Below are 20,346 nucleotides of genomic sequence, written 5' to 3'. Positions count from 1 at the left end.
ATAAACAAGATGTGTAGTACTCTCTTTGTATTCAATCCGGGGTATGAAGAGAGTCTTCTACCGCACTTGCGAGGAGGCTATACCCCTCCTAAGCAGGTTCAAAAGATGAGAGAAGACCTTGCATTGCTCCCGTTCTACTTGGGAGCAAAAAGTGGGGATTCTCTCTTTTCTTTTTGTCTCGAAAGATGGAAGAATGCACAAATGCCGATATGCGGAACGCCTGTTTCGGAGCTGTTGCCCCGAAAAGAGAAGCAGTACAACCTTCTCCCATGGGGTTGGAGTCCGGATCTGCATGACATTCCTTATAATATAGGAAGTATTCCATCAATGGATGAGATGCGCCTTTGGGGCAGCAGAAAAAGCAGCTATATACTGCTTGATGCTCTGCTGGATAGCTATCCGGAGAGATTTCGACTTCCGAGGGAAGCATTCAAAACCATCTCCACGCAGGATGAATTGGAGCAAGAGCTCCGGACCAATACGCCGAAAGTGATAAAGAGTCCTTACTCCTCTTCGGGCAGAGGGGTCTTTTTCTTGGAAAAAGGGATAAACCGAGAGGATTATCTCTACTCTTCTCTCACAGGGCTTCTAAAAAAACAAGGGGAGCTATACGTAGAACCTTTTCTCGAAAAGGAAAAAGATATGGCTTTCGAGTATTACAGCTCCAATAAGAGTGAGGAAAAGTTTCTGTTTCTTGGACGTTCGGAGTTTATCACAGAAAGAGGTAGATATATCGGGAACAGGGTCAGCCCGGAGTTGAAGTCCGACAACGCCGAAGATCTGGCAGAGATCATCCGGCAAGCTCTCCCCTCTGTTCCGGCTCTTGATACCTATGAAGGATTTTTGGGAGTGGATGCCATGAGATACAGTATGAGTAATAATGAGATCAGACTCCACCCTTGTGTAGAGCTGAATATTCGTCCTACGATGGGACATATTGCTCTGTTTCTCTCCGATTACTGCACATCCGGCACGTACAAGATAGTCTACTTTCCCAAAGAGGGAGAAGCATTGGAGTACGTATCTGCCATACAGAAGTCGGCAATCATAGAGGGAGGAAAAATAATAAGGGGAACAACACCGTTGCTCCCCGTTGATGATAAGACCCAATTCCTTGCCCTGCTTAGCGTTTCCGACTCCCAACAAAGTGGCAAAGGGCTATAAGATCTCTTTTTGCCTCCCCTTCAGGGACGAATCGCTCCAATATCGCCACTGCCTCGGCAATATATCTGTCCACCTGTTGCTGGGCATACTCTATTCCGCCATTCTCTCTTGCAAAAGAGATAAGAGTGGTAATCTGTTCGTCCGAAAGCTTCTCTTCTTTGAGGATCTCCCTGTATTTCTCTGCATCGGACGCTTTCTCCAATGCGTATATAAGAGGAAGGGTTACTTTATGTTCACGAAGATCATTTCCGACAGGCTTACCCAAATCTTTGTTTGAAGAGGCTTCCTGATAATCGAAAATATCATCTTTTATTTGGAAAGCATAGCCCAACAGAATACCTGCATGGAATATCCTATCTATCACTTCCTCGTCCGTAACATCGGATAGCAACACTCCGATCTTCATCGCAGAAGCTATGAGATAAGCGGTCTTCTTCTTTATGATGTTCAGATACTGTTCTTCGGTAGGCGCATCGGTGTGTGCCAAATCGAGCTGATAAAGCTCTCCTTCGGAAAGTTCACGCCCCAAAGCCATCAAAACGTCCAGCACAGCCATGCTATTGCTCTTGACCGCAAGATAGAGACTCGTAGATAAAAGATAGTCTCCAACCAGAACTGCCGCCTTGTTGTCCATGATAGAGTGCAACGCCGGAATACCTCTACGTCTGGGAGTGTTATCCACAACATCATCGTGGATAAGCGTTGCCGTATGAAGCAGTTCGATATACACGGCAGCATCCAGTATCGGATCGGAGATCGGCCGGAAGCACTTGGCGGTGAGCAATAAAATAGCCGGACGAACCTGCTTACCCATAGAGGCATACAGATGCTCCAATGCGGAGGAAAGTGTAGTAGATCCACTATCCAACGCCTGCATATATCTGGTTGTAAAGAGAGCGAGCTCACGCTCTACGGAAGAGATTATTTCTTTCAAAGCTTTATTGATGTGATATGGACAGAGCGTCTCTCTGCCCTTGTTTTAGCTTTCAAATATAATAAAACTAATGCGTAACGTGGCTATGGTAAGAGAAAAAGAAGGTGTACTCTTGCCGTATCGAAAAAAAAGTATATCTTTGCACAGAATTTACACGGCATAGCGATGCCACACAGCAGACCCGTTTAAGGATCTACTCTGAAATTCTTCACAAATTGCTATAATGTAGTAATAAGATTGGGGCTCTTAGCTCAGCTGGTTTAGAGCACCTGCCTTACAAGCAGGGGGTCAATGGTTCGAATCCGTTAGGGCCCACTTTTATTCCTCACGTTCTTCATGTTTGGCATTCTCTCTTTACTTCGGTGAAGATGATGCTCTCTTTGAATACGGAAACCGAAATATATTTCGGGCTCTTAGCTCAGCTGGTTTAGAGCACCTGCCTTACAAGCAGGGGGTCAATGGTTCGAATCCATTAGGGCCCACAACCAACACTTCCGGATAAAAAGATAAGGAGACGTGATCGGGCTCTTAGCTCAGCTGGTTTAGAGCACCTGCCTTACAAGCAGGGGGTCAATGGTTCGAATCCGTTAGGGCCCACAGGTTAATTGAAAGACAAGAAAGTTATCAGGAATAATGATTCTTGTTTTTTTATGAAACCTTTTGGTTGATAAAAAGTTTTTCTTAACTTTGCAACGTCGAAAAGAGAGGGTCTCTTTTCAAGACAAAAAATTGCGGAAGTAGCTCAGTTGGTAGAGCATAACCTTGCCAAGGTTAGGGTCGCGGGTTCGAGTCCCGTCTTCCGCTCAAGAAAAAAGAAGAATAACGCCTTGAAGTTTCAGGGCGTTGTTTTTTTGTGCAAAAAAGGCAAAAGAATATTTAAGCTTCTTTTTCAAATCTCTTTTTCAATTGCTATCTTTGTAGTTGACTTCTCATAGAACATCACTCTTTCTTGTTTTTCTTCTCACAAGCAAGTGTTTGTATAAGGAAGAAAAACGCTCTGAAAGGAAGATATAATATACACATACAATCCTCGTAACAGAGGGACAGTATTTCGCTCTAATGCTCAGGACGTGAGTTCGCGGCATTGGAATCTCCGGGAGAGGGCTTCTAAAGGTCTCTCCTCTGGAGATTACTTTCGTTTTTTATACAAGTTGTTAGTAGGATGCCACGGATCGAGAGATTTGTGGCATCCCTTTTATATATTCACTCTTTCCATTTATTTTTAATCCAATACCATTATTCAACAGAAAATAAAGGATATAACAAGCCGGTATATATCCATATCAAGCAGCCCTACACAATGTGCAGGGCTGCTTGATATGGATTCTCCTCTCTGTTACCGGAGAAAAAATAGGTCTGTTCGGATTATTTCAAAGCTGCTATTGCTTTAGCATAGTCCGGTTCTTGTGCTATTTCAGGAACAAGTTCTGTGTAAATCACTTTTCCCTCTTCGTTCAAGACGATCACCGCTCTTGCTGTAAGAGCAGCCAATGGGCCTTCAACCATAAGAAGGTTGTATGCTGCGTCAAACTCTTTTGCACGGAAAAGAGATGCAGGCACTACATTTTCCAAACCTTCCGCACCGCAAAATCTTGCCATGGCAAAAGGAAGATCCTTAGAAAGACAAAGCACCACTGTATTTTCAAGATTGCTTGCCTCCTTGTTGAATGTTCTTACACTCTGAGCGCAAACACCTGTATCTATACTTGGGAAAATATTGAGAACTACTTTCTTGCCCTTATAATCTGAAAGTTTCACAGTAGAAAGATCCACTTTCACTGCTTCAAAGTCCGGAGCCATTGCTCCTACGGCTACCATTTCGCCTTGAAGACGGATTGGGTTACCTTTTAATGTTACTTGACTCATACGTTTTTGTGTTGTTTTTGGTAGTTGTGATACGGCCATCGGAACGATAGCCATTACAAATGTACAAAATAGTAGCGATACGACCAATCCGTGTTTTCTAAATGCTTGCATGACGTTGTTGGGTTCTTGTATAATGTTTTTCCATATCTTCCATCTCTTTTTTGAGCAGGATGAGTCTGCCACAACCTTTTATGGCATCCATAGCAGCAGAGGAGAGTGTAAAAGATGGAGCTTTACCTTTGGGAGATAAAAGTTGTACTTTAATCTTACCCGGCATGGTCTCCATAGAGCCTAAGAGGGCTGCCAGTTCAAGTACATTGCTCTCCGGATAAGTAATCCGCTCGTAAGTGATACCGCCATCCGTAAAACAGTAATTGACTCCGCCGTCATACTCTATCTCATCCGAACGGAACTCAAGCCCGCTCTTCTCATCCACCACAAGGAATCCGGTATGACCATATCCCTTACCGGGAGCGGCACATCCGGAGATCAGCTGAATCTTCATATCCTTTTCCTTGATGTACACATCCAGGAATGGAGCCGAGGGAGAAGTGATGCCATCAAAGCCTTTGAAGCGCAAGAGCGTCTCATCGGCAAACTCTTTGTTTTCTATTCTCGTGAACAGCTCCTTCTCCATCGCGCTTATCTCTTGCAGTTTGATAGGTCTGAGGCTGTCTATATAAGCCATATCTCGTGTACAGATACGGTCTATTGCTTCTTTTCGGATAGGCTCCATGGCTTTTCGGGCAGCAATCTCTTTTGGGAATGTACGGTGCAGACTATCCGCCAAAATCGTAGCATCCTCAAGAAGACCCGCATCCAAAGCCTGTTGTGCAGCCTCTACCAACGAGTTTGCTTGCCTGCTACTCTCCGAGGTACAGCCTGTAAAGAGCAGCAGTAAAAGTGTCAATAGGGAAATCTTCTTCATAATATCATACTTTTAGATCCGAATATTTCTGTTTTCGGGCAATGTGATATGCCCATAATATAGAGGATGGATGAAGCTTCCGATACGCTATCATCTTCTCCTCCGAAGTGAGTTGCAAGCTCGTTTTTAAGGGTTTCATCTTCAAGAATGCGACCCATGCTTTCAGTACGGCAACGGCATCTCTCGGCTTTCCGGAAAGAGCAAACACAACCGCAGCAAGAGCATCAAGCAACAGTCTTATAGCGAAAACGACAATCCTCTTTCCGGTTGGAAGGTTTTTCTTGAGCATGAGCAGATTGTTCCGAAAGTTAAGAAAAGTCTTGAACGGATTCTCTGCCGAAAGAGATGCTCCACCTACATGATAAACCACCGATTGAGGTTCGCAGCAGAGTTTATACCCTTTTCCAAGCCACCTCCAACAGAGATCTATCTCCTCCTGATGCGCAAAAAAACGATCATCGAAACCGCCCAAACTCAAAAAAGCATCCCTTCTAACCAGCATTGCTGCCCCCGTTGTCCAAAACACCTCTTCCCGGGTATCGTACTGCCCTAAGTCTTTCTCTATGGTGTCAAATATCCTGCCACGGCAGAACGGATAGCCGAACAAGTCCAAATGTCCTCCCGCTGCACCGGCATACTCAAAGGCAGATCTCTCACGATAAGAGCGTATTTTAGGTTGGACGGAAACAATATCCGAATCTTGCCGGATACGATTCCAAAGAGGCTCCAACCAGCCCGGAGTAACCTCTATATCGCTATTAAGAAGCAGTATATAGGGATAGTCGATTTCCGCTATCGCTCTATTGTATCCTTCTGCAAATCCCCAATTTTTCTTGAGATCGAGTGTCAGCACAGATGGGAAATCCTCTTTCACGATCCGGAGAGAAGAGTCTTGCGAACCATTGTCTGCCACCACAATATCCGCCAAATCCGGATTGGTGTTTTCAATCAACGAGGGTAGAAACTCTCGCAACATCTGTACACCATTCCAGTTGAGTATCACTACCGCTATCGGCTTACTGCTTTTCTCCATCTCCCACATGGTTTATCTCATCCGTAAATACTGTTACCGCATCTTCTCCCAAAAGGGATGCAACCGACTCCGGAGTATGCTTCCACCGCTTATGAGACCAGAGCCAGATCTCCGGCTGATGCTCTATGCGACGCTGCACACCGAGCATATAACGGCGTGTAGCCTCGCCCCATGGAAGATCTTGAGGTGCTTTGGCTATGAGCGAAAAGGTTGCTTCGTAAACGCCTCTCTTCTTACGACGAACATCCAAAAATATCATCGGAATATTGAGCTTGCGGGCAAGCCTTTCCGCACCCGTAAACATCGCAGTGGTCTGTCCCAAGAAAGTAGAAAAAAGATGAGCATTGGGCAGAGAGGGGGTCTGGTCTGCAAGGAAGACCACACTGCTTCGATGTTCGCGATTTCGGTTCAAAGAGATAATAGAGACAGGCGCTCTGTTTTTGTCCAGACAGCGAGTACCCAGATGCTCTCTATTTTTAAGCATCACTTCCTCTACCGCTCCTTTCATCGGCTTATACAGCTCGTATATATCTATATCTCTGAAAAAGACGGATGATCCACTGAACCACTCCCAGTTGCCGGTATGCCCCATCAAAACAAATGTAAGGTGATGCCCCTCGGCATAGATGGCTTCCACCACTTCGGGATTGGTGATGCGCGCATATTTTTGCATCTCTTTCTCCGTAAAACGAGAGAACATCATGGTTTCCAAAGCCAGGTCCACAAGATAGCGGTAGTAGTTTCGCACAATCCGCTTTTGCTCCTTGAGACTCTTCTCCGGGAATGATCTCCGGATATTGGAAAAGACTACGCCATATCTGTAACGCACCACTCTGTAAAGGAACAAAGAGAGAAAATCGGAGATTGCATAAAGTATGGCTCTTGGAACCAAGGCAACCAACCGAAAGAGCCACCACAGACACCGTCCTCCGAAAGATATTTTCTTATCAGCACACATAACCTTCTGCGAGTTCTTCGCTTTCCACCTGTTCCCCCACTTTTACTTTAATGATTTCTCCCTCGGAGCTTGCCACCTGCTCTCTTGGGATACGCAAGCGGATATAGTTTTCGGTATATCCGTACAGATAGTTCTCATCATCACCGGCTTCCAACAGCAGTCTGCGCACAGAGCCGGCTTGTTCCATGTAGAAGCGTGCCTGCTTCATATCCGAAAGATCAAGGAGTGTCTTGCTCCGTTTGTGTTTCTCTTTCGCATCCACCACCGGCTTTATGCTCAGAGCCATGGTGCCGGGACGCTCGGAGTAACTGAACACATGAAGACGGGATATGGGAAGACTCTCGATGAAAGAGCGGCATGCCTCGAACGCTTCTGCCGTTTCTCCTCTTGAGCCGACAATGACATCCACTCCGATGTAAGCATCCGGCATCAGTCGCTTGATCTCCTCCACCTTATGTCTGAAAAGGGAGGTATTGTATCTTCTTCGCATCAGCTTGAGCACCTCATCGCTTCCACTCTGCAACGGAATATGGAAATGAGGAGCAAAACGTTTGGATCGAGCCACGAAAGCGATCACCTCATCCGTGATGAGGTTAGGCTCTATGGACGATATTCGGAAGCGGTCTAGCCCCTCCACTTCATCCAATGCCTTGATGAGATCTATAAAGCTCTCTTGGGTGCTACGCCCGAAGTCTCCCACGTTTACACCCGTAAGGACAATCTCCTTACCTCCGTCTCGCGCCACACTTTCGGCTTGAGCCACGATGCTCTGTATGGATCCGTTTCGGCTCTTGCCTCTGGCTTTCGGGATGGTGCAATAGGAACACTTGTAGTCGCATCCGTCCTGCACTTTCAAGAAGTGACGGGTGCGCCCCTCCGAAGAGAGAGATGGAGCAAACTCCACGATGTTCTCCGTAGCCGAGGTTATCACCTTTGCGGTATCTCCTGCACGGTCTATCTGCGCAAGGTAAGAGACCAAATCTATCTTCTGATCCGTACCCAACACCATATCCACACCCTCCAACTCTCCGACCTCTTCGGGCTTCAGCTGGGCATAGCAACCCGTTACTATAATCCGTGCATTAGGGTAGTCTCTATGTATTTTTCGGATAGCGTGTCGGCTCTTTTTATCTGCCAACTGGGTAACAGAACAGGTATTTATCACACAGATATCGGGCACTTCTCCCTCACGGGCTTTACGTATCCCCACCTCTAAAAGGCTTCTCCCGATCGCCGATGTCTCAGCAAAATTGAGCTTACACCCAAGCGTAAAGAAAGCAGCCGTTTTGTATTCAAATATACTATTGTCTATCATTTTGGTGTTAAAATAGTTCGCGAATATGATTTCGCTTTCAAGGGGCAAAGATAACGATTTTCACACGCATACCGACACAGCAAAGAGCCACTGACTTTAGGAGCATCTTCCTCTTTTTTCTCCTTTGAAACCGATTTTTCCATACCCTCATTTTTATATATTCCATCCCGAAAAATGCTCACTTTTTTCGGTCTCTCTATTTTGATCGGAGGGGGTGTTTTCAGAGCATGACCGAACTGTTAAATTCGGGCTGTTTTATTAACACGATTTTTGATGCAGGTTTACTCAAAACGCTAAAGCAGTATATTTTGTNTGACCGAACTGTTAAATTCGGGCTGTTTTATTAACACGATTTTTGATGCAGGTTTACTCAAAACGCTAAAGCAGTATATTTTGTCGGCTTAAAGTATTAAGCGAAATCAATAAACGTATTTACCGATTTCATTTAATACGTTTACCGGATTCAATTAAAGTATTTAGAATTTTCACACATAGTACTGTTTATCAAAAGATTAGCATAAAACAGCCCTTTTGGAGAAGGAAAACAGGGGATTTCTTCATTAACAATAATTCAGACGAAACAGGTTGAAATTCTATATTTATTAACTCGAAAACAGCCCCTGAAAGCGTGCAAGAGGAGAGTTGTTCGCAAATTTACGATTTTACATATAATACTGACCATAAGACAATTACACTCTTATCTATTCTATTCTCTCCAAAAATTTCACAACCCTAAGGGCTTCCGATCCTCCTCCGAGAGGAGAGCATTTTTATATAAAAGCTCTTGCCAGAAAGAGGACTCCCAACCCCGTTCGCCCATCTTAATTTTATTATTTATCTTTGTCCCGATCCGAAAACAGGATTTATACCCAAAAGAGACAAAACAAACAGTTAATGATATGAACATACGCACGTTTTTCCGCTCCGTCTCAGCCATTCTATTGTTAGGAGCATCGTACTCTCTCTCTGCTCAGAGCATCAATGTTCCAACGCAAACATTCCAAGTGGGATTTGGTACAGGCAGTAAGGGACTCGAATTGTCCTACGAGTACCGACCGGCATTCGTGGCAAACAGAGTATTGGGATTCAGAACATTCCTCGGCTATGGACTTTTTGCCGTTCCGAAAAAGGCATATCAGTTCTCGACCTATCACATCAACTTCTCAAAACTTGGCAAAGGACATCTTCCCATACAGCATCAAGAGGTGTCTTTGGGAGGCGAGGTCAACTTTCTGCTTGGTAGCTATAACCACGCAGGAGAAATGGGTATAGGTACGGCTCTCGACTGGTTCTCAAAAAAGGTCAACTATTTCCAAGATTGGGATGCAATCAAGGCCGAAGAGATCTTGACAGGAGAAGCAAACCCTTCTTCATTTGCTTCACACTCTTACATCAGAGTGGGTTATCGCTATACGCATGACTATGGCTTTACATTGGGAGTAGGAGGAAACTTCTTGCTTTTACAAGGACTCGGCACAAAGTTCTTCGCTTCCGAGTGGGGATTCACACCCTATATCAGTATCGGATATACGATGTAAAAGCCTGATACTATACGATAAAATAGAAAAGCCGCACCGGAGGATTTCTCGGTGCGGCTTTTTCGTTTTGTGAGTTTTAGGTTCTGTTTCGACAGGAAGATTTATTAAAGGTCATCTTCAATAGCGCCACTCTTGGAGTAAGCACTCGGTTTAGCCTCAAAGAAGTCGGTCTTGATAAGATTGGCATTGCTGTACTGAGATACCCAGTTCATACTTGCCGGCTCTTCTTCGTACCCTTCAAAAAGAACACCGAAGCCCAAGTTCTCGCTTCTCAAGTTGGCAAGATACTTGATGTAGTCGCTTACCATCTGAGAGGTCAGACCTTCGATATTCTCTCCTATAACGTACTCTCCCCATGCTATTTCCTGAAGCGCTCCCTCTTTGATCATCCCGCGGAAGAGTTCGATAGCTTCCGGAGTGAAAAGCTCCGGCTCTTCTTTCTTGAGTTCAAGGATCATGGAGCGGAACAGCCAAAGGTGTGTGTTCTCATCTCTATTGATGTATCTGATCTCTTGAACGGATCCCGGCATCTTGCCATTGCGTCCCAAGTTGTAGAAGAACATGAATCCGGAATAGAAGTAAACCCCTTCAAGGATATAGTTTGCCACCATAGTCTTTAGTAGCTGTTGCGGACTCTGATTCTCTTGAAACTCGTTGTATATATCGCCTATAAACTTATTGCGGCGGAGCAGATGCTCATCATCTTTCCACTGATACAGGATAGCCGAACGCTCTTCGGGTGAGCAGATAGAGTCCAGCATGTAGCTGTAGCTTTGAGAGTGAACGGCTTCTTGAAAGGCTTGGATGGTCAGACAGAGATTGATTTCGTTGGCAGTGATATACTCTGCAACGTTGGGCAGATTGGCTGTCTGAATACTGTCGAGAAAAATAAGGAAAGAAAGAATCTTGTCATAAGCCATCTTCTCCTCAGGTGAAAGCTCTCGATAGTCTTTCACATCCTGGCTAAGATTGATCTCTTCCGGTATCCAAAAGTTGTTCATGGCCTGTCTATACCAGTTCGCAACCCAAGGATACTTCATGTTATTGAAGTCATTTAGATTAGTGGTATTGCCATTTATCATCCTGCGTTTCGTTACTTCTACGTCACCATGCTCGTTGAATAGAGCCTTCTTTTTTAGTTCGGACATACTGTTATAAGTTAATATTGATGTTGATAATAATTTAGTCGAATATCTATATCCGTCCCGATCTTAAAAGGGAGAAGATTATGCTGAGCAGCTTTCACACTCCTCTACTTCCAAAGAGCGACTGCGGATATAGTACAAGGTCTTCACGCCGGACTCCCATGCACGTAAATAAAGATCCAAAATACGACGGAAGCTATAATCATGAGTAATGAAAAGATTGACGGACTGGGACTGGTCCAGATGACGCTGACGGACAGCTGCTGCATCCACTACCCACTCTTGATCTATTTGGTGAGCTGTTTTGTAGAGCCAGAAAGTGGAGTCCGAAAGCTGTGGAGCCACACGAGGGACAATGTTACCCTTCTTCTCTTCGAGGAAGTAGCGGTTCATGACAGGGTCTATACCAGCCGTAGTACCGGCAATAATAGAGGTAGAACTTGTGGGAGCTATGGCAAGAAGATAGGAGTTGCGCATTCCTCTGCGTGCAACATCGGATGCAAGGCGTTTCCAATCCGGAGAATCGTATTTGCGAAGCTGGAAATACTCTCCTGTCTGCCAGTCGCTGCCGGGGAAGCGAAGATATGAGCCTTTCTCCTCGGCAAGCAGTGATGATGCTTCTATCGCGTAATAGTTGATCTGCTCATAGAGCTTGTCCATGAAGCTGAGGTGCTCTGCACTCTCCCACTTGATGCCTTTCTGTGCCAACAGATGGTGATAACCGCTCGTACCCAAGCCTATAGGACGCATCTTCAAGTTGGTGATCTCGGCATAAGGAACCGGATAGAAGTTGAGGTCTATGACATTGTCCAACGCACGCACTATGGTATGAATCACTTCTTGGAGCTCTTGCTTATTTTCTGTGTCGATGTTGCCAAGAACAAGGGAAGCCAGATTACACACTACGAAATCCCCGGCTTCTGTTTCGGTTGTAATGATTTCGCGACCGTTTTCTGTCCGAACAGATACTTTAACCTCCTTTATCTCGCTCTGATTTTGAGCAATCTCCGTACAGAGGTTAGAGCAGTAGATGATACCTTGATGCTTGTTCGGGTTGAGACGGTTCACGGTATCGCGATTGAAGATAAACGGTGTTCCGGTCTCCACAGCACTCTTGATGATAAGACGTACCATGTCTTTCACCTTAATAGGTCTCTTGCTTATACGAGATTCATTGAGACAATCTTTGTATCTGCGCTCCCACTCTTCGCCGTGATAGTCTTCCAATGAGTAGCCTTTGATTGCCTGTATTTCGTGAGGACACATCATGTACCAGTTGTCCTCGATATTTTCTTTCACCATACGCCAGAAAAGATCCGGGATACACACTCCGGGGAAGACGTCATGCGCTTTCATTCTGTCGTCTCCGTTATTAGTACGGATCTGTAAAAACTCCGGCATATCTCTGTGCCATATATCGAGATATATCGCAACGGATCCTTGTCTCATGCCAAGCTGATCGACAGCCACGGCAGTATCGTTACACAGCTTGATCCACTTCAACACTCCTCCGGCTACACCCTTGAAACCACGTATGTCGGAACCGATGGCTCGCACTTTTCCCATGTATATACCCATGCCGCCACCGAATTTGGAGACCTGAGCAAAGTTGTTTATCGTGCGATAGATACCGGTAAGGCTGTCAGGCATGACATCTTCAAAACAGCTGCTAAGCTGATTGAGGGGCTTTCTTGCATTGCTCATCGTAGGCGTTGCCATGGTTACCTTCAGCCTGCTTATGATGTCATATATCTTTTTAGCCCACATTACTTTGTTCTCTTTCTCCGGCAAAGCCAAGTGCATAGAGATTCCCATGAACATCTCTTGCGGACGCTCCAACAAGCTATGGCTGTTGTCCGTAATGAGATAACGCTTGGAGATGAGGTGCAAACTGCTATATGTGAGCAGGTGATTGCGTGAGGGGTCTATATATCTGCCTAACTCCTCGACCTCGTTCTTGGTATAGCCTTCGAGGATATATCTTCCGTACAGATTCTGATCCGTCAAATAAGCGATCTTACCATAGAAAGAGTCGATATAGAGCTTATTCTCCTCCTCTATGATAGAGCGTTCGATCTGAAGCAGAAGGAGACGAGAAGCGATAAACTCCCAGTTTGGTGCTTCCGGAGTAATAAGCTCCACCGCTGCCTTAGTGAGGATCTCCAATGTATTTGCCTGCTCTTTGTAGAAAGCTTGATACTTCGCATAAAGAAAGTCCAAAGAGTATGCCTTCATCTGGAACGTTGCCTGAATATCTTTTAACAGACTGATGACACCATTATCCGAGATAGTCTTGCTGAACTTATTGATTATTTCACGGAACTCACTGCGCTTCTCGCGGTAAAGAATGTACTTTTTCGCCACCTGATAGTAGCCGGCTTGCATCAAAGCCTTTTCGACCATATCCTGTATGGTTTCAACATCCACCTCTCGGCGGTCTTGCAGTGCAGCCTCGATGTCTTTACAAATGACCTCAATCTCCTTTTCAGGCATGGTCTCCCCGCAAGCGACAAAAGCACGACGAATAGCGTTCGAGATCTTACCCAGCGTAAAATCTTCCTCTGTTCGGTCCCGTTTTAATATTTTCATTTTTCGTTATGGTGTTATCAGAATATCATTGTTTTATTTATCATTTAGTCAGCTACAAAGATAAACAAAAGTTGCAGATATAGAACCCCATTCCATGCCTTTTTATAGCCAGACAGATAAAATCATAAAAAGCTAATAAACAAATAGTTAAACGATACAATACAAATAAAAAGAGGGCATAAAAACCCTCTTAAAACGGCAACAAAAGCCCTTAAACTAATGAGTTAAGAGCTTTTTCTTTATCCCGCAAATTTTACATATTAGTTCAGAGCTAAGAAGTAAGCTCTACAACTTTCTTATAGATCTCTTCCGAAGATATTTCGAGACAGGCATAGTCTCCTCTTCGACACGGCTTCTGACCATAAGCGGAACATGGACGACATACCAGATCGACCCCTAAAGCATCCTCCTCTCTCTGCCTATACCCTAAAAAACCGGCAGCTACATGGGTTGCTCCCCAAAGGGAAAGAACCGGAGTTTGAGCCAAAGAGGCGAGATGCATATTGGCAGAATCCATGCTTATCATAAGATCCAGAGAAGATATTTCCTCCATCTCCTCCGTGAGCTTTTTGGCTTTTGTCAGTCTGACATTCTCAAACTCCGAGGCAAGCAGAGCATTTTGCTCCGTCTCTTTTCCCGGAGCACCATAGAGCACCACCTCGTATACACCCTCTTTTGACAGCAGTCCGAGCAATCCCTTTATGGTCTCAACAGGCATCATTTTTCCTTTATGCTGAGCGTATGGAGCAAGACCGATTCTGTATCTCTCCTTTTTTTCGACCTTAGGGAATGGTGCTGTTTCGGTTGTTAAATCCAATCCGGCAGCCTGCTTCAAGAGATCAAAGTACCTGTATACCATAGGATGGATATAGAGTTCCCGGGGTACTTTAGTCTCTTTTTCGGGACGAGAGAAAAGATGTTTACGTTCTGCTCGCGGTTTTTCCAGACTCACCACTTTGTGTCCCAATATACGAAGTATCCACCTCAGCAGTTTGGTTCGCAAAACATCGTGTAAATCCACGACAGTAGCATCAGGAAAATGTTGATGCAACCTTTTAGCAAGCCTCAACAAACCCAAGAAAGATCCATCCCGATCCGGTTTGAAAGGGTAGCTATCTATATTCTCCTTCGGATCAAAACCCGTCATGGAAGCCATAAAAGGGCGAGTAACCAAAGTAAAAGAGGCATCCGGCAAATATTCTGCAAGACGCCTCATTTGAGAAAGTACCATAGCAACATCGCCCAACGCAGAGAAACGAAGAACGATGTAATGCTTTTTATGTTGTGCCGAAACAGGCATACTTTTCTATCCGTTACTTAGCACCGGCTTTGCCTAAAAGGAGCGGATTCATAGCCGGATCGTTATACATTTTCATCTGTTTATAGACTTTCATGTACTTTCGTCCTTTTGCAATATCTTCCAACAGCTCATCCACAGCAGTTGCAAGGTCTTTCTCTTGTTCGAAAAGCACTTGCAACTTCTGTTCACACGCTTTTTTATGTTCCTCCGAAGCATCTGTGCGCTTGGTTTGTTCGCGCATATGGTAGATCTTAAGCTGAAGGATAGACATTCTATCCAATGCCCAGGCAGGACTTTCGGTATTGATCTTCGCATCCTTTTCCGGACATACATCTTTATACAGATCCAAGAAGTAGCTGTCTATAAGCTCTACAAGATCTGTGCGTTCCTGATTGGAGCGGTCTATTCTACGCTTCATTGCCAACGCCTCAACCGGATCTATATCAGGATTTCTTATAATATCCTCCATGTCCCATTGTGCATTATCTATCCAGTTTTTGGTGTAGAGATAAAACTCGATTGATCTCACTTCATACGGATTTACAATAGGAGCATCTATATCATTAGAAACACGGTAATCTGCTATCGCACGCAGAAAAACCTCTATTGCCTTCGCAGAAAAAGATGATTTAGTAAGCATAATGTTCTTATTTTCTTGTTTTCAACTTTCACAAAGGTAACAATTAAAAACAGCAAACGCCCAAGAACAGAAAAAGAAACAGAAGAGATCCCTTGCCTAAGAGATCTCTCCTGTTTTCTTAGAGTCGGGATAAGAAGACTCGAACTTCCGACCTCCACGTCCCGAACGTGGCGCGCTACCAACTGTGCTACATCCCGATGGGGAGAAATACGCTCCCTCCCATTTCATGGAACAAAGTTAGAGCATTTATTGTAAACCGACAAACACTCCGCCTTATATTTTCTCTTTCTTGCAGAAAAAGTAGAAGTTATGGCACAGATCCGACTTATTCTTCTTCAAAACAGATTGCAAACAGCACTCTGTCTGCAAAGCTCTCTTTTGGAACGAGAGAGATATTGAAACCAAGGTATTCTCTCTCCAAATCTCCCGGACGAGCGGAAAAGACTCTTATATCACTTACCTCCCAATAGTCCGAATGCTCTTTGAAACACTCAGCATACCCTTGCAGAATAGACATTGCCTCTAATTGAGTCTTGCTGATCCTTAACTTCTACGACTTCCTATGGCAACAACAGAAATAAAAGGCACACCTACATCCAAACGGCTACCTAAAACTTCCTTTCTCCTCAACACCTTGCATCTATTCGCTCCGGCAATAACTATCAAAGCATTTTTTCCAATCCCTTCTCTTTCATTTTCAAGAAGAAATCGCACAAGAAGAAGATCTCTAAAACCAGACTCCATATCAGTTACCTCTATCTTCAAACCGAGCTTCTTATTGTCATCAAACTCCTTATACCTCATGCCCTACGGCTTATGTACATATTCCAAAGCTACTCTCAATAGCAAGCAGAGTAGAGGTTCTGCTTCTTTTACTATTTGCTAATACTCCTCTCTTTACATATTCTCCCCCCTCGGTATCTTGAAAGAGATAAAAAAATAGCCCGGCAGCTTCCTCAGAAACTATCGGGCTATTCTTTTATCTTCTTAAACTCCTTTCGGTCCTGCTTAGAATCTCTTACCCAAAGCTATCGCCGGGATAAAATATCCGACATCCGCATCAGAAAGAGAGCGTCCCCCTGCCATATAGATCTGGAAGCTCCATCCTTTGCTGTTTACATACTTATAGCCTAAGCCGAGACCCATACCGCCACCAAAAACATACTGATATTCTTTACCATTGGAGTAGCGTCTTACAAGTTCTTGCTTCATGTGTCCCAAAGCGCTGTTCAGCTCCACGAACATTCCGGAAGCGTAGCGCTTTTCGGGGGTAGAACGCCCAAAGAAATACCATCTGAAATAAGGTCCCACAAAAGATGTGGACATACCGGAGTCTACCCAAACAGTAGGATTATACAAAGCCCTTATTCCGAATCCCATTTCCTCGTCCAACATACGCTCGTAAGTAAAGTGAGGAATCCGGGCAAAGGCAAGAGAAGAGAAGTCCACAGAGATCTCATTCTTTCTGTAACCAGAAGTCTCGGATTTCATGGCTTGTTCCTGTGCAAAAATATTTGCCACAGGGCTCAAGCAGACTATAACGAGAAAAAATATCAGCTTTTTCATCTTATACATATATAGGTTCAACCTCTATTGATTTAGGTATGCGGAAACCAAAACGGAAGCACTTTCCGGAGAAGCTCTGCACGACCAGTCTCTGCAAATATAGTGCAAATATTGTTCTGGTTCACCTTCTTTCCGAAACCGGGAAAGGAAAAGAGCTTAAACCTAAAACCTAAACCCCATAGATGCTTGCAAAGCAGAGGCAGTAAATACGCTTGCAAGGATCATAGACGAACTTGATCCGAAATTAGGAAACATGGCATTTAGTGTAGGACGTATATAGAACTTCTTATACCTCAACTCATATCCCCCTCCAACATTAAAGTAATAAAAGTCGACCAGCAAACTATTCCCTGCTCTTGTTGTGTTTTTTTCCGGAGATTCCGCATGCAGGTCTTTCATTATCCAGAAATTCATTCCGGCATTCAGAAAAAAGCTTCCACTGAAGCCATTGGAATTCCCTTTATAACCGGAAAAATAGTAACGGTATTGTGGAGAAATTTGTCCGGCAAGCGATGGGAACATAAAAATTCCGGCACCGGACACCCCTGCCACATGGTGTTCCTCCAATACGGTGTACAGACCTGCATTCAAAGAGAATAATCCGACCCCTATTTCACCTTTTATTTTAACCTGTGCATTACTTTTGCCACAACAGCAAAACAGCAATATCAGAGCAGAAAATAGTACTAAAAAACGCTTTTTCATATCCTTATTATTCATTTTCAAAACTCTTTCTCGCTTATCCGAAAGAAAAAAGGTGTCCCTATGGGGATGTGCGCACTTGATAATTCTATCTATCCAAACAGCACTCCTCTTTAAGTGTCAAGGACAAAGGTAAGTATTATTCTTCCATAAAACATCTCCCATGGATATTCTTCTCGGATGAAGAAATAGAACAAGCTATGGCAAGGTTTTGAAAATTCTTACCTTTGTAACTGCAAGAAAGTGGCTATGAACGCAGTAGAAAGAAAAAAAGAGATATATAAGGTAACGCTCATAGGAGCCATAGGCAACGTGATACTTCCTGTGGTGAAAGGGGTTATAGGTGTACTGAGCAATTCGGGAGCCTTGATTGCGGATGCCGTTCACTCGGCTACCGATCTGCTTACAGACGCTGTGGTTCTTTTCTGTGCCCGTATAGCCGCCAAGCCATCGGACGATGACCATGCTTACGGACATGGCAAGTACGAAGTGATAGCCTCGGCTCTCATCTCTCTCTCTCTGCTTGTGGTCGGAGCTTTTATCTTGGCAAAGAGTGTGGAAGAGCTCTATCGCTACTTCCTCGAAGGGGTCATGATAGAAAAGCCGGGCGCAATAGCCATCTGGGCTGCCTTGCTCTCCGTTGTGGCTAAAGAGATCCTTTTCAGATACACCATCCGGGTGGCTCACAGGGTGAACAGCTCTGCCGTTGCCGCCAATGCGTGGCATCACAGAAGCGATGCACTCTCTTCCGTTGGAGTGTTGGTGGGTCTGTCTGCCGCCTATTTCCTTGGAGAGGGAGCACGATTCATGGAACCCGTCTCTGCCATCTTCGTTGCGGTACTCATCATAAAGGTCGGAATGGAGATCGGTATGAACTCTCTCCGAGAGCTGTCCGAGAAGGCTCTCCCCTCCGAGACCGAACAAAAGATTCGGAAAATGGTAGAAAGCGTCGAGGGAGTATCCAATCCGCACAACCTGCGCACGCGCAGAGTGGGGCAGAGAATTGCCATCGAGGTGGACATCATGGTTGACGGACAGATGACAGTAGAGCGAGCGCATCACCTTACCGAACTTATCGAAGCCATTTTACGGAAAGAGTATGGAGAAGAGACCCATATCATCATTCACGTAGAGCCGAACGAGGCAACGCTGAACAACAAATATGAGAGAGAATATGAGAGCAGACAAAACCTCTGACCTGCTTCCGTGGCTTGAAAAAGGCAGGATAGAAGCCGGTTGCGATGAGGCAGGGCGCGGAGCTCTTGCCGGACCGGTGGTGGCTGCAAGCGTGATCTGGCTTCCGGACAATCTGCATCTCCTCGACCTCCTACCCTCTTTGAACGACTCCAAAAAGCTCACCGGCAAGCGGAGAGAAACGCTGTTCGACCAAATCTGCTCCTGTTCCGATGCCTTCTCCATCGTGGAGATAGACCCGGCAACCATAGACCGCATAAACATCTATCAGGCTTCCTGCCTTGCCATGAGCCGGGCAGCGGAAAATCTGAAGCTCTCCCCCGATCATCTTTTGATAGACGGCAACCGATTTGCTTCCTCTACCTCTATCCCCTATACCTGTCTGGTAAAAGGGGATGCCCGCTTTGCCTCCATCGCTTCTGCCTCTATCCTGGCAAAAGTACATCGGGACAGAGTGATGCAGAAGAACCATGAGCTGTATCCGGAGTATGGTTTCGACAAACATGTAGGCTATCCCACCCCATCTCACAAAGCGATAATCCGAAAGATCGGTCTCTCTCCCATACACAGAAAGAGCTATAAACCTTGTATGCAGATGCTCCCCTTTCTGACGGACTGATATAAAAACAGATTCAATGATATTCCTTCCCACTTCTACCATACCCTCTATTCTCTACATCTCTTCCCTGCTTATGGGCGAAAGTGTAGCCGTATTTATAGATGAACCATACAGCAAACAGAGTTACAGAAACAGATTCGACATCTACGGAGCTACCGGTAGAATGAGTATCTCTGTACCGGTAGAGAAATACCCCAATCCTGCTCCTCCAACTGCCCTTATAGCCATCAGTGAGCATGGAGACTGGAGAAGAGTGGCGGAGCAAAGCCTTCGTTCCGCTTACAGCTCCTCTCCATACTATGAGTTTTATGAGGAAGAGATCCTGCGGCTGCTCTATAACCCCACTCCTCTGCTGGTGGACTACAATGAGGCTTGGCTCAACTGGATCTGTCGGGAATGGCATATCACCGCTCCGATACATGTACCGGAAGATGAGATTGTATCCAACGGCATGCACCTCCAGATACTCTGTGACCGGCAGATTACCAAGCATCCGCCTATCGTCTTTCCGCACTACTATCAGACTTTTGCGGATCATCACGGCTTCTTGCCCAATCTCTCCTCTTTGGATCTCTTGTGCAACTTGGGACCGGAAGGCATTCTTATTCTCAAAGAGACCGCTCAAAAGTGGAGAAAGCACCTTCGGCTCTAAGCTGACGAACGCCTTTTTCTCCCTTTTATCATTCCGAGCAGCAGGATCCGGCCGTTAAGACACCGGGGTCTGCCTGCTCATTTTTTCAGCATACGAAATCTCCCTTTTGCCTACCCTGTTTTCGCCCCCTCCGGCATCGCTGTTTTTATATATTCCACCCCTCTCATTCCGATATTCTTTCGGCTTAACGTGTTTAATTTTTC

At 45.1% G+C, this 20,346-nt stretch carries 19 protein-coding genes and 5 tRNA genes; 9 read left to right on the top strand and 15 right to left on the bottom strand.

All coding sequences use genetic code 11. The features are described 5' to 3' along the window. Nucleotides 1-9: 9 nt before the first annotated feature. Nucleotides 10-1,164 carry a hypothetical protein gene (locus HQ43_RS02810; RefSeq protein WP_036789391.1) on the top strand — a complete coding sequence of 385 codons (1,155 nt, stop codon included), beginning with the start codon at nucleotides 10-12 and terminating at the stop codon, nucleotides 1,162-1,164. On the opposite strand, the gene HQ43_RS02805 is transcribed toward HQ43_RS02810, so the two are convergent. Continuing rightward, nucleotides 1,124-2,098 (bottom strand): polyprenyl synthetase family protein, encoded by a 975-nt coding sequence (locus tag HQ43_RS02805; RefSeq protein WP_052103038.1) that lies wholly within the window; start codon nucleotides 2,096-2,098, stop codon nucleotides 1,124-1,126. The genes HQ43_RS02810 and HQ43_RS02805 overlap by 41 nt on opposite strands. Before the next feature lie 240 nt (nucleotides 2,099-2,338). Here HQ43_RS02805 and HQ43_RS02800 point away from each other — a divergent pair. From HQ43_RS02800 to HQ43_RS02785, 4 genes are all read left to right on the top strand, one after another. Continuing rightward, a tRNA-Val gene (locus HQ43_RS02800) sits at nucleotides 2,339-2,413 on the top strand. Between the two features lie 92 nt (nucleotides 2,414-2,505). Next, a tRNA-Val gene (locus HQ43_RS02795) sits at nucleotides 2,506-2,580 on the top strand. A 40-nt stretch (nucleotides 2,581-2,620) separates the two neighbouring features. Further along, nucleotides 2,621-2,695, top strand: a tRNA-Val gene (locus tag HQ43_RS02790). Nucleotides 2,696-2,829: 134 nt separating this feature from the next. Next, a tRNA-Gly gene (locus tag HQ43_RS02785) sits at nucleotides 2,830-2,902 on the top strand. A gap of 561 nt (nucleotides 2,903-3,463) precedes the next feature. Here the strand turns inward: HQ43_RS02785 and tpx are convergent. From tpx to mtaB, 5 genes are all read right to left on the bottom strand, one after another. Beyond that, nucleotides 3,464-3,964 carry a thiol peroxidase gene (gene tpx / locus HQ43_RS02780; protein WP_036789788.1) on the bottom strand — a complete coding sequence of 167 codons (501 nt, stop codon included), beginning with the start codon at nucleotides 3,962-3,964 and terminating at the stop codon, nucleotides 3,464-3,466. Nucleotides 3,965-4,061: 97 nt separating this feature from the next. After that, nucleotides 4,062-4,892 carry a hypothetical protein gene (locus HQ43_RS02775; protein ID WP_036789387.1) on the bottom strand — a complete coding sequence of 277 codons (831 nt, stop codon included), beginning with the start codon at nucleotides 4,890-4,892 and terminating at the stop codon, nucleotides 4,062-4,064. Between the two features lie 4 nt (nucleotides 4,893-4,896). After that, nucleotides 4,897-5,925, bottom strand: a complete 1,029-nt coding sequence (locus HQ43_RS02770) for a glycosyltransferase family 2 protein (RefSeq protein ID WP_052103054.1) — start codon at nucleotides 5,923-5,925, stop codon at nucleotides 4,897-4,899. After that, on the bottom strand, nucleotides 5,909-6,883 hold the full coding sequence (locus HQ43_RS02765) for a lysophospholipid acyltransferase family protein (protein WP_081964523.1): 975 nt from the start codon (nucleotides 6,881-6,883) through the stop codon (nucleotides 5,909-5,911). Before HQ43_RS02765 ends, HQ43_RS02770 begins: the two co-directional genes overlap by 17 nt. Continuing rightward, nucleotides 6,873-8,198, bottom strand: coding sequence for a tRNA (N(6)-L-threonylcarbamoyladenosine(37)-C(2))-methylthiotransferase MtaB (gene mtaB, locus HQ43_RS02760; RefSeq protein WP_036789381.1), 1,326 nt, complete (start codon nucleotides 8,196-8,198; stop codon nucleotides 6,873-6,875). The genes HQ43_RS02765 and mtaB overlap by 11 nt, the downstream gene beginning before the upstream one ends. 899 nt (nucleotides 8,199-9,097) lie before the next feature. Between mtaB and HQ43_RS02755 the strand changes: the two genes are divergently transcribed. After that, nucleotides 9,098-9,736 carry a hypothetical protein gene (locus HQ43_RS02755; RefSeq protein ID WP_036789376.1) on the top strand — a complete coding sequence of 213 codons (639 nt, stop codon included), beginning with the start codon at nucleotides 9,098-9,100 and terminating at the stop codon, nucleotides 9,734-9,736. Between the two features lie 104 nt (nucleotides 9,737-9,840). Here the strand turns inward: HQ43_RS02755 and HQ43_RS02750 are convergent, their stop codons facing one another. The 9 genes from HQ43_RS02750 to HQ43_RS02710 form a co-directional block, all read right to left on the bottom strand. Next, complete coding sequence (locus HQ43_RS02750) at nucleotides 9,841-10,884, bottom strand: ribonucleotide-diphosphate reductase subunit beta (RefSeq protein ID WP_036789375.1); 1,044 nt, start codon at nucleotides 10,882-10,884, stop codon at nucleotides 9,841-9,843. 78 nt (nucleotides 10,885-10,962) lie between these two features. Next, nucleotides 10,963-13,470, bottom strand: coding sequence for a ribonucleoside-diphosphate reductase subunit alpha (locus HQ43_RS02745; protein ID WP_036789373.1), 2,508 nt, complete (start codon nucleotides 13,468-13,470; stop codon nucleotides 10,963-10,965). 271 nt (nucleotides 13,471-13,741) lie between these two features. Continuing rightward, nucleotides 13,742-14,770, bottom strand: coding sequence for a glycosyltransferase family 9 protein (locus HQ43_RS02740; protein ID WP_052103036.1), 1,029 nt, complete (start codon nucleotides 14,768-14,770; stop codon nucleotides 13,742-13,744). Nucleotides 14,771-14,783: 13 nt separating this feature from the next. Then, nucleotides 14,784-15,410: a DUF4254 domain-containing protein gene (locus HQ43_RS02735; protein WP_036789370.1), complete on the bottom strand. Its 627-nt coding sequence runs from the start codon at nucleotides 15,408-15,410 to the stop codon at nucleotides 14,784-14,786. 124 nt (nucleotides 15,411-15,534) lie between these two features. Further along, nucleotides 15,535-15,607 (bottom strand) — tRNA-Pro (locus HQ43_RS02730). A gap of 128 nt (nucleotides 15,608-15,735) precedes the next feature. Next, nucleotides 15,736-15,927 (bottom strand): hypothetical protein, encoded by a 192-nt coding sequence (locus HQ43_RS02725; protein WP_036789368.1) that lies wholly within the window; start codon nucleotides 15,925-15,927, stop codon nucleotides 15,736-15,738. Between the two features lie 26 nt (nucleotides 15,928-15,953). Further along, nucleotides 15,954-16,214, bottom strand: a complete 261-nt coding sequence (locus HQ43_RS02720) for a hypothetical protein (RefSeq protein ID WP_036789365.1) — start codon at nucleotides 16,212-16,214, stop codon at nucleotides 15,954-15,956. A 204-nt stretch (nucleotides 16,215-16,418) separates the two neighbouring features. Further along, complete coding sequence (locus HQ43_RS02715) at nucleotides 16,419-16,976, bottom strand: hypothetical protein (RefSeq protein ID WP_152567474.1); 558 nt, start codon at nucleotides 16,974-16,976, stop codon at nucleotides 16,419-16,421. A gap of 162 nt (nucleotides 16,977-17,138) precedes the next feature. Continuing rightward, nucleotides 17,139-17,681, bottom strand: coding sequence for a hypothetical protein (locus HQ43_RS02710; RefSeq protein WP_152566992.1), 543 nt, complete (start codon nucleotides 17,679-17,681; stop codon nucleotides 17,139-17,141). Nucleotides 17,682-17,927: 246 nt separating this feature from the next. Between HQ43_RS02710 and HQ43_RS02705 the strand changes: the two genes are divergently transcribed. The 3 genes from HQ43_RS02705 to HQ43_RS02695 are packed head-to-tail and all read left to right on the top strand — an operon-like array spanning nucleotide 17,928 to nucleotide 20,143. Continuing rightward, entirely contained in the window at nucleotides 17,928-18,875 is a 948-nt protein-coding gene (locus HQ43_RS02705) for a cation diffusion facilitator family transporter (RefSeq protein WP_036789356.1), read from the top strand. Further along, complete coding sequence (locus HQ43_RS02700; protein WP_036789353.1) at nucleotides 18,853-19,491, top strand: ribonuclease HII; 639 nt, start codon at nucleotides 18,853-18,855, stop codon at nucleotides 19,489-19,491. The genes HQ43_RS02705 and HQ43_RS02700 overlap by 23 nt, the downstream gene beginning before the upstream one ends. 16 nt (nucleotides 19,492-19,507) lie before the next feature. Then, nucleotides 19,508-20,143 (top strand): WbqC family protein, encoded by a 636-nt coding sequence (locus HQ43_RS02695; protein WP_052079347.1) that lies wholly within the window; start codon nucleotides 19,508-19,510, stop codon nucleotides 20,141-20,143. The last annotated feature ends 203 nt before the right edge of the window (nucleotides 20,144-20,346 follow it).

Source organism: Porphyromonas canoris (genome assembly GCF_000769115.1).
GTDB classification, from domain to species: Bacteria; Bacteroidota; Bacteroidia; order Bacteroidales; family Porphyromonadaceae; genus Porphyromonas_A; species Porphyromonas_A canoris.
Note: the sequence above shows the minus strand (reverse complement) of the source record. Positions and strands in the feature narration are given on the sequence as shown.

Excerpts from the sequence above, each read along its gene's own strand:
- HQ43_RS02810 (WP_036789391.1), top strand. The coding sequence starts at position 10 with ATGTGTAGTACTCTCTTTGTATTCAATCCGGGGTATGAAGAGAGTCTT.
- tpx (WP_036789788.1), bottom strand. The coding sequence starts at position 3,964 with ATGAGTCAAGTAACATTAAAAGGTAACCCAATCCGTCTTCAAGGCGAA.
- HQ43_RS02775 (WP_036789387.1), bottom strand. The coding sequence starts at position 4,892 with ATGAAGAAGATTTCCCTATTGACACTTTTACTGCTGCTCTTTACAGGC.
- HQ43_RS02770 (WP_052103054.1), bottom strand. The coding sequence starts at position 5,925 with ATGGAGAAAAGCAGTAAGCCGATAGCGGTAGTGATACTCAACTGGAAT.
- HQ43_RS02765 (WP_081964523.1), bottom strand. The coding sequence starts at position 6,883 with ATGTGTGCTGATAAGAAAATATCTTTCGGAGGACGGTGTCTGTGGTGG.
- mtaB (WP_036789381.1), bottom strand. The coding sequence starts at position 8,198 with ATGATAGACAATAGTATATTTGAATACAAAACGGCTGCTTTCTTTACG.
- HQ43_RS02755 (WP_036789376.1), top strand. The coding sequence starts at position 9,098 with ATGAACATACGCACGTTTTTCCGCTCCGTCTCAGCCATTCTATTGTTA.
- HQ43_RS02750 (WP_036789375.1), bottom strand. The coding sequence starts at position 10,884 with ATGTCCGAACTAAAAAAGAAGGCTCTATTCAACGAGCATGGTGACGTA.
- HQ43_RS02745 (WP_036789373.1), bottom strand. The coding sequence starts at position 13,470 with ATGAAAATATTAAAACGGGACCGAACAGAGGAAGATTTTACGCTGGGT.
- HQ43_RS02740 (WP_052103036.1), bottom strand. The coding sequence starts at position 14,770 with ATGCCTGTTTCGGCACAACATAAAAAGCATTACATCGTTCTTCGTTTC.
- HQ43_RS02735 (WP_036789370.1), bottom strand. The coding sequence starts at position 15,410 with ATGCTTACTAAATCATCTTTTTCTGCGAAGGCAATAGAGGTTTTTCTG.
- HQ43_RS02725 (WP_036789368.1), bottom strand. The coding sequence starts at position 15,927 with ATGTCTATTCTGCAAGGGTATGCTGAGTGTTTCAAAGAGCATTCGGAC.
- HQ43_RS02720 (WP_036789365.1), bottom strand. The coding sequence starts at position 16,214 with ATGAGGTATAAGGAGTTTGATGACAATAAGAAGCTCGGTTTGAAGATA.
- HQ43_RS02715 (WP_152567474.1), bottom strand. The coding sequence starts at position 16,976 with ATGAAAAAGCTGATATTTTTTCTCGTTATAGTCTGCTTGAGCCCTGTG.
- HQ43_RS02710 (WP_152566992.1), bottom strand. The coding sequence starts at position 17,681 with ATGAAAAAGCGTTTTTTAGTACTATTTTCTGCTCTGATATTGCTGTTT.
- HQ43_RS02705 (WP_036789356.1), top strand. The coding sequence starts at position 17,928 with ATGAACGCAGTAGAAAGAAAAAAAGAGATATATAAGGTAACGCTCATA.
- HQ43_RS02700 (WP_036789353.1), top strand. The coding sequence starts at position 18,853 with ATGAGAGCAGACAAAACCTCTGACCTGCTTCCGTGGCTTGAAAAAGGC.
- HQ43_RS02695 (WP_052079347.1), top strand. The coding sequence starts at position 19,508 with ATGATATTCCTTCCCACTTCTACCATACCCTCTATTCTCTACATCTCT.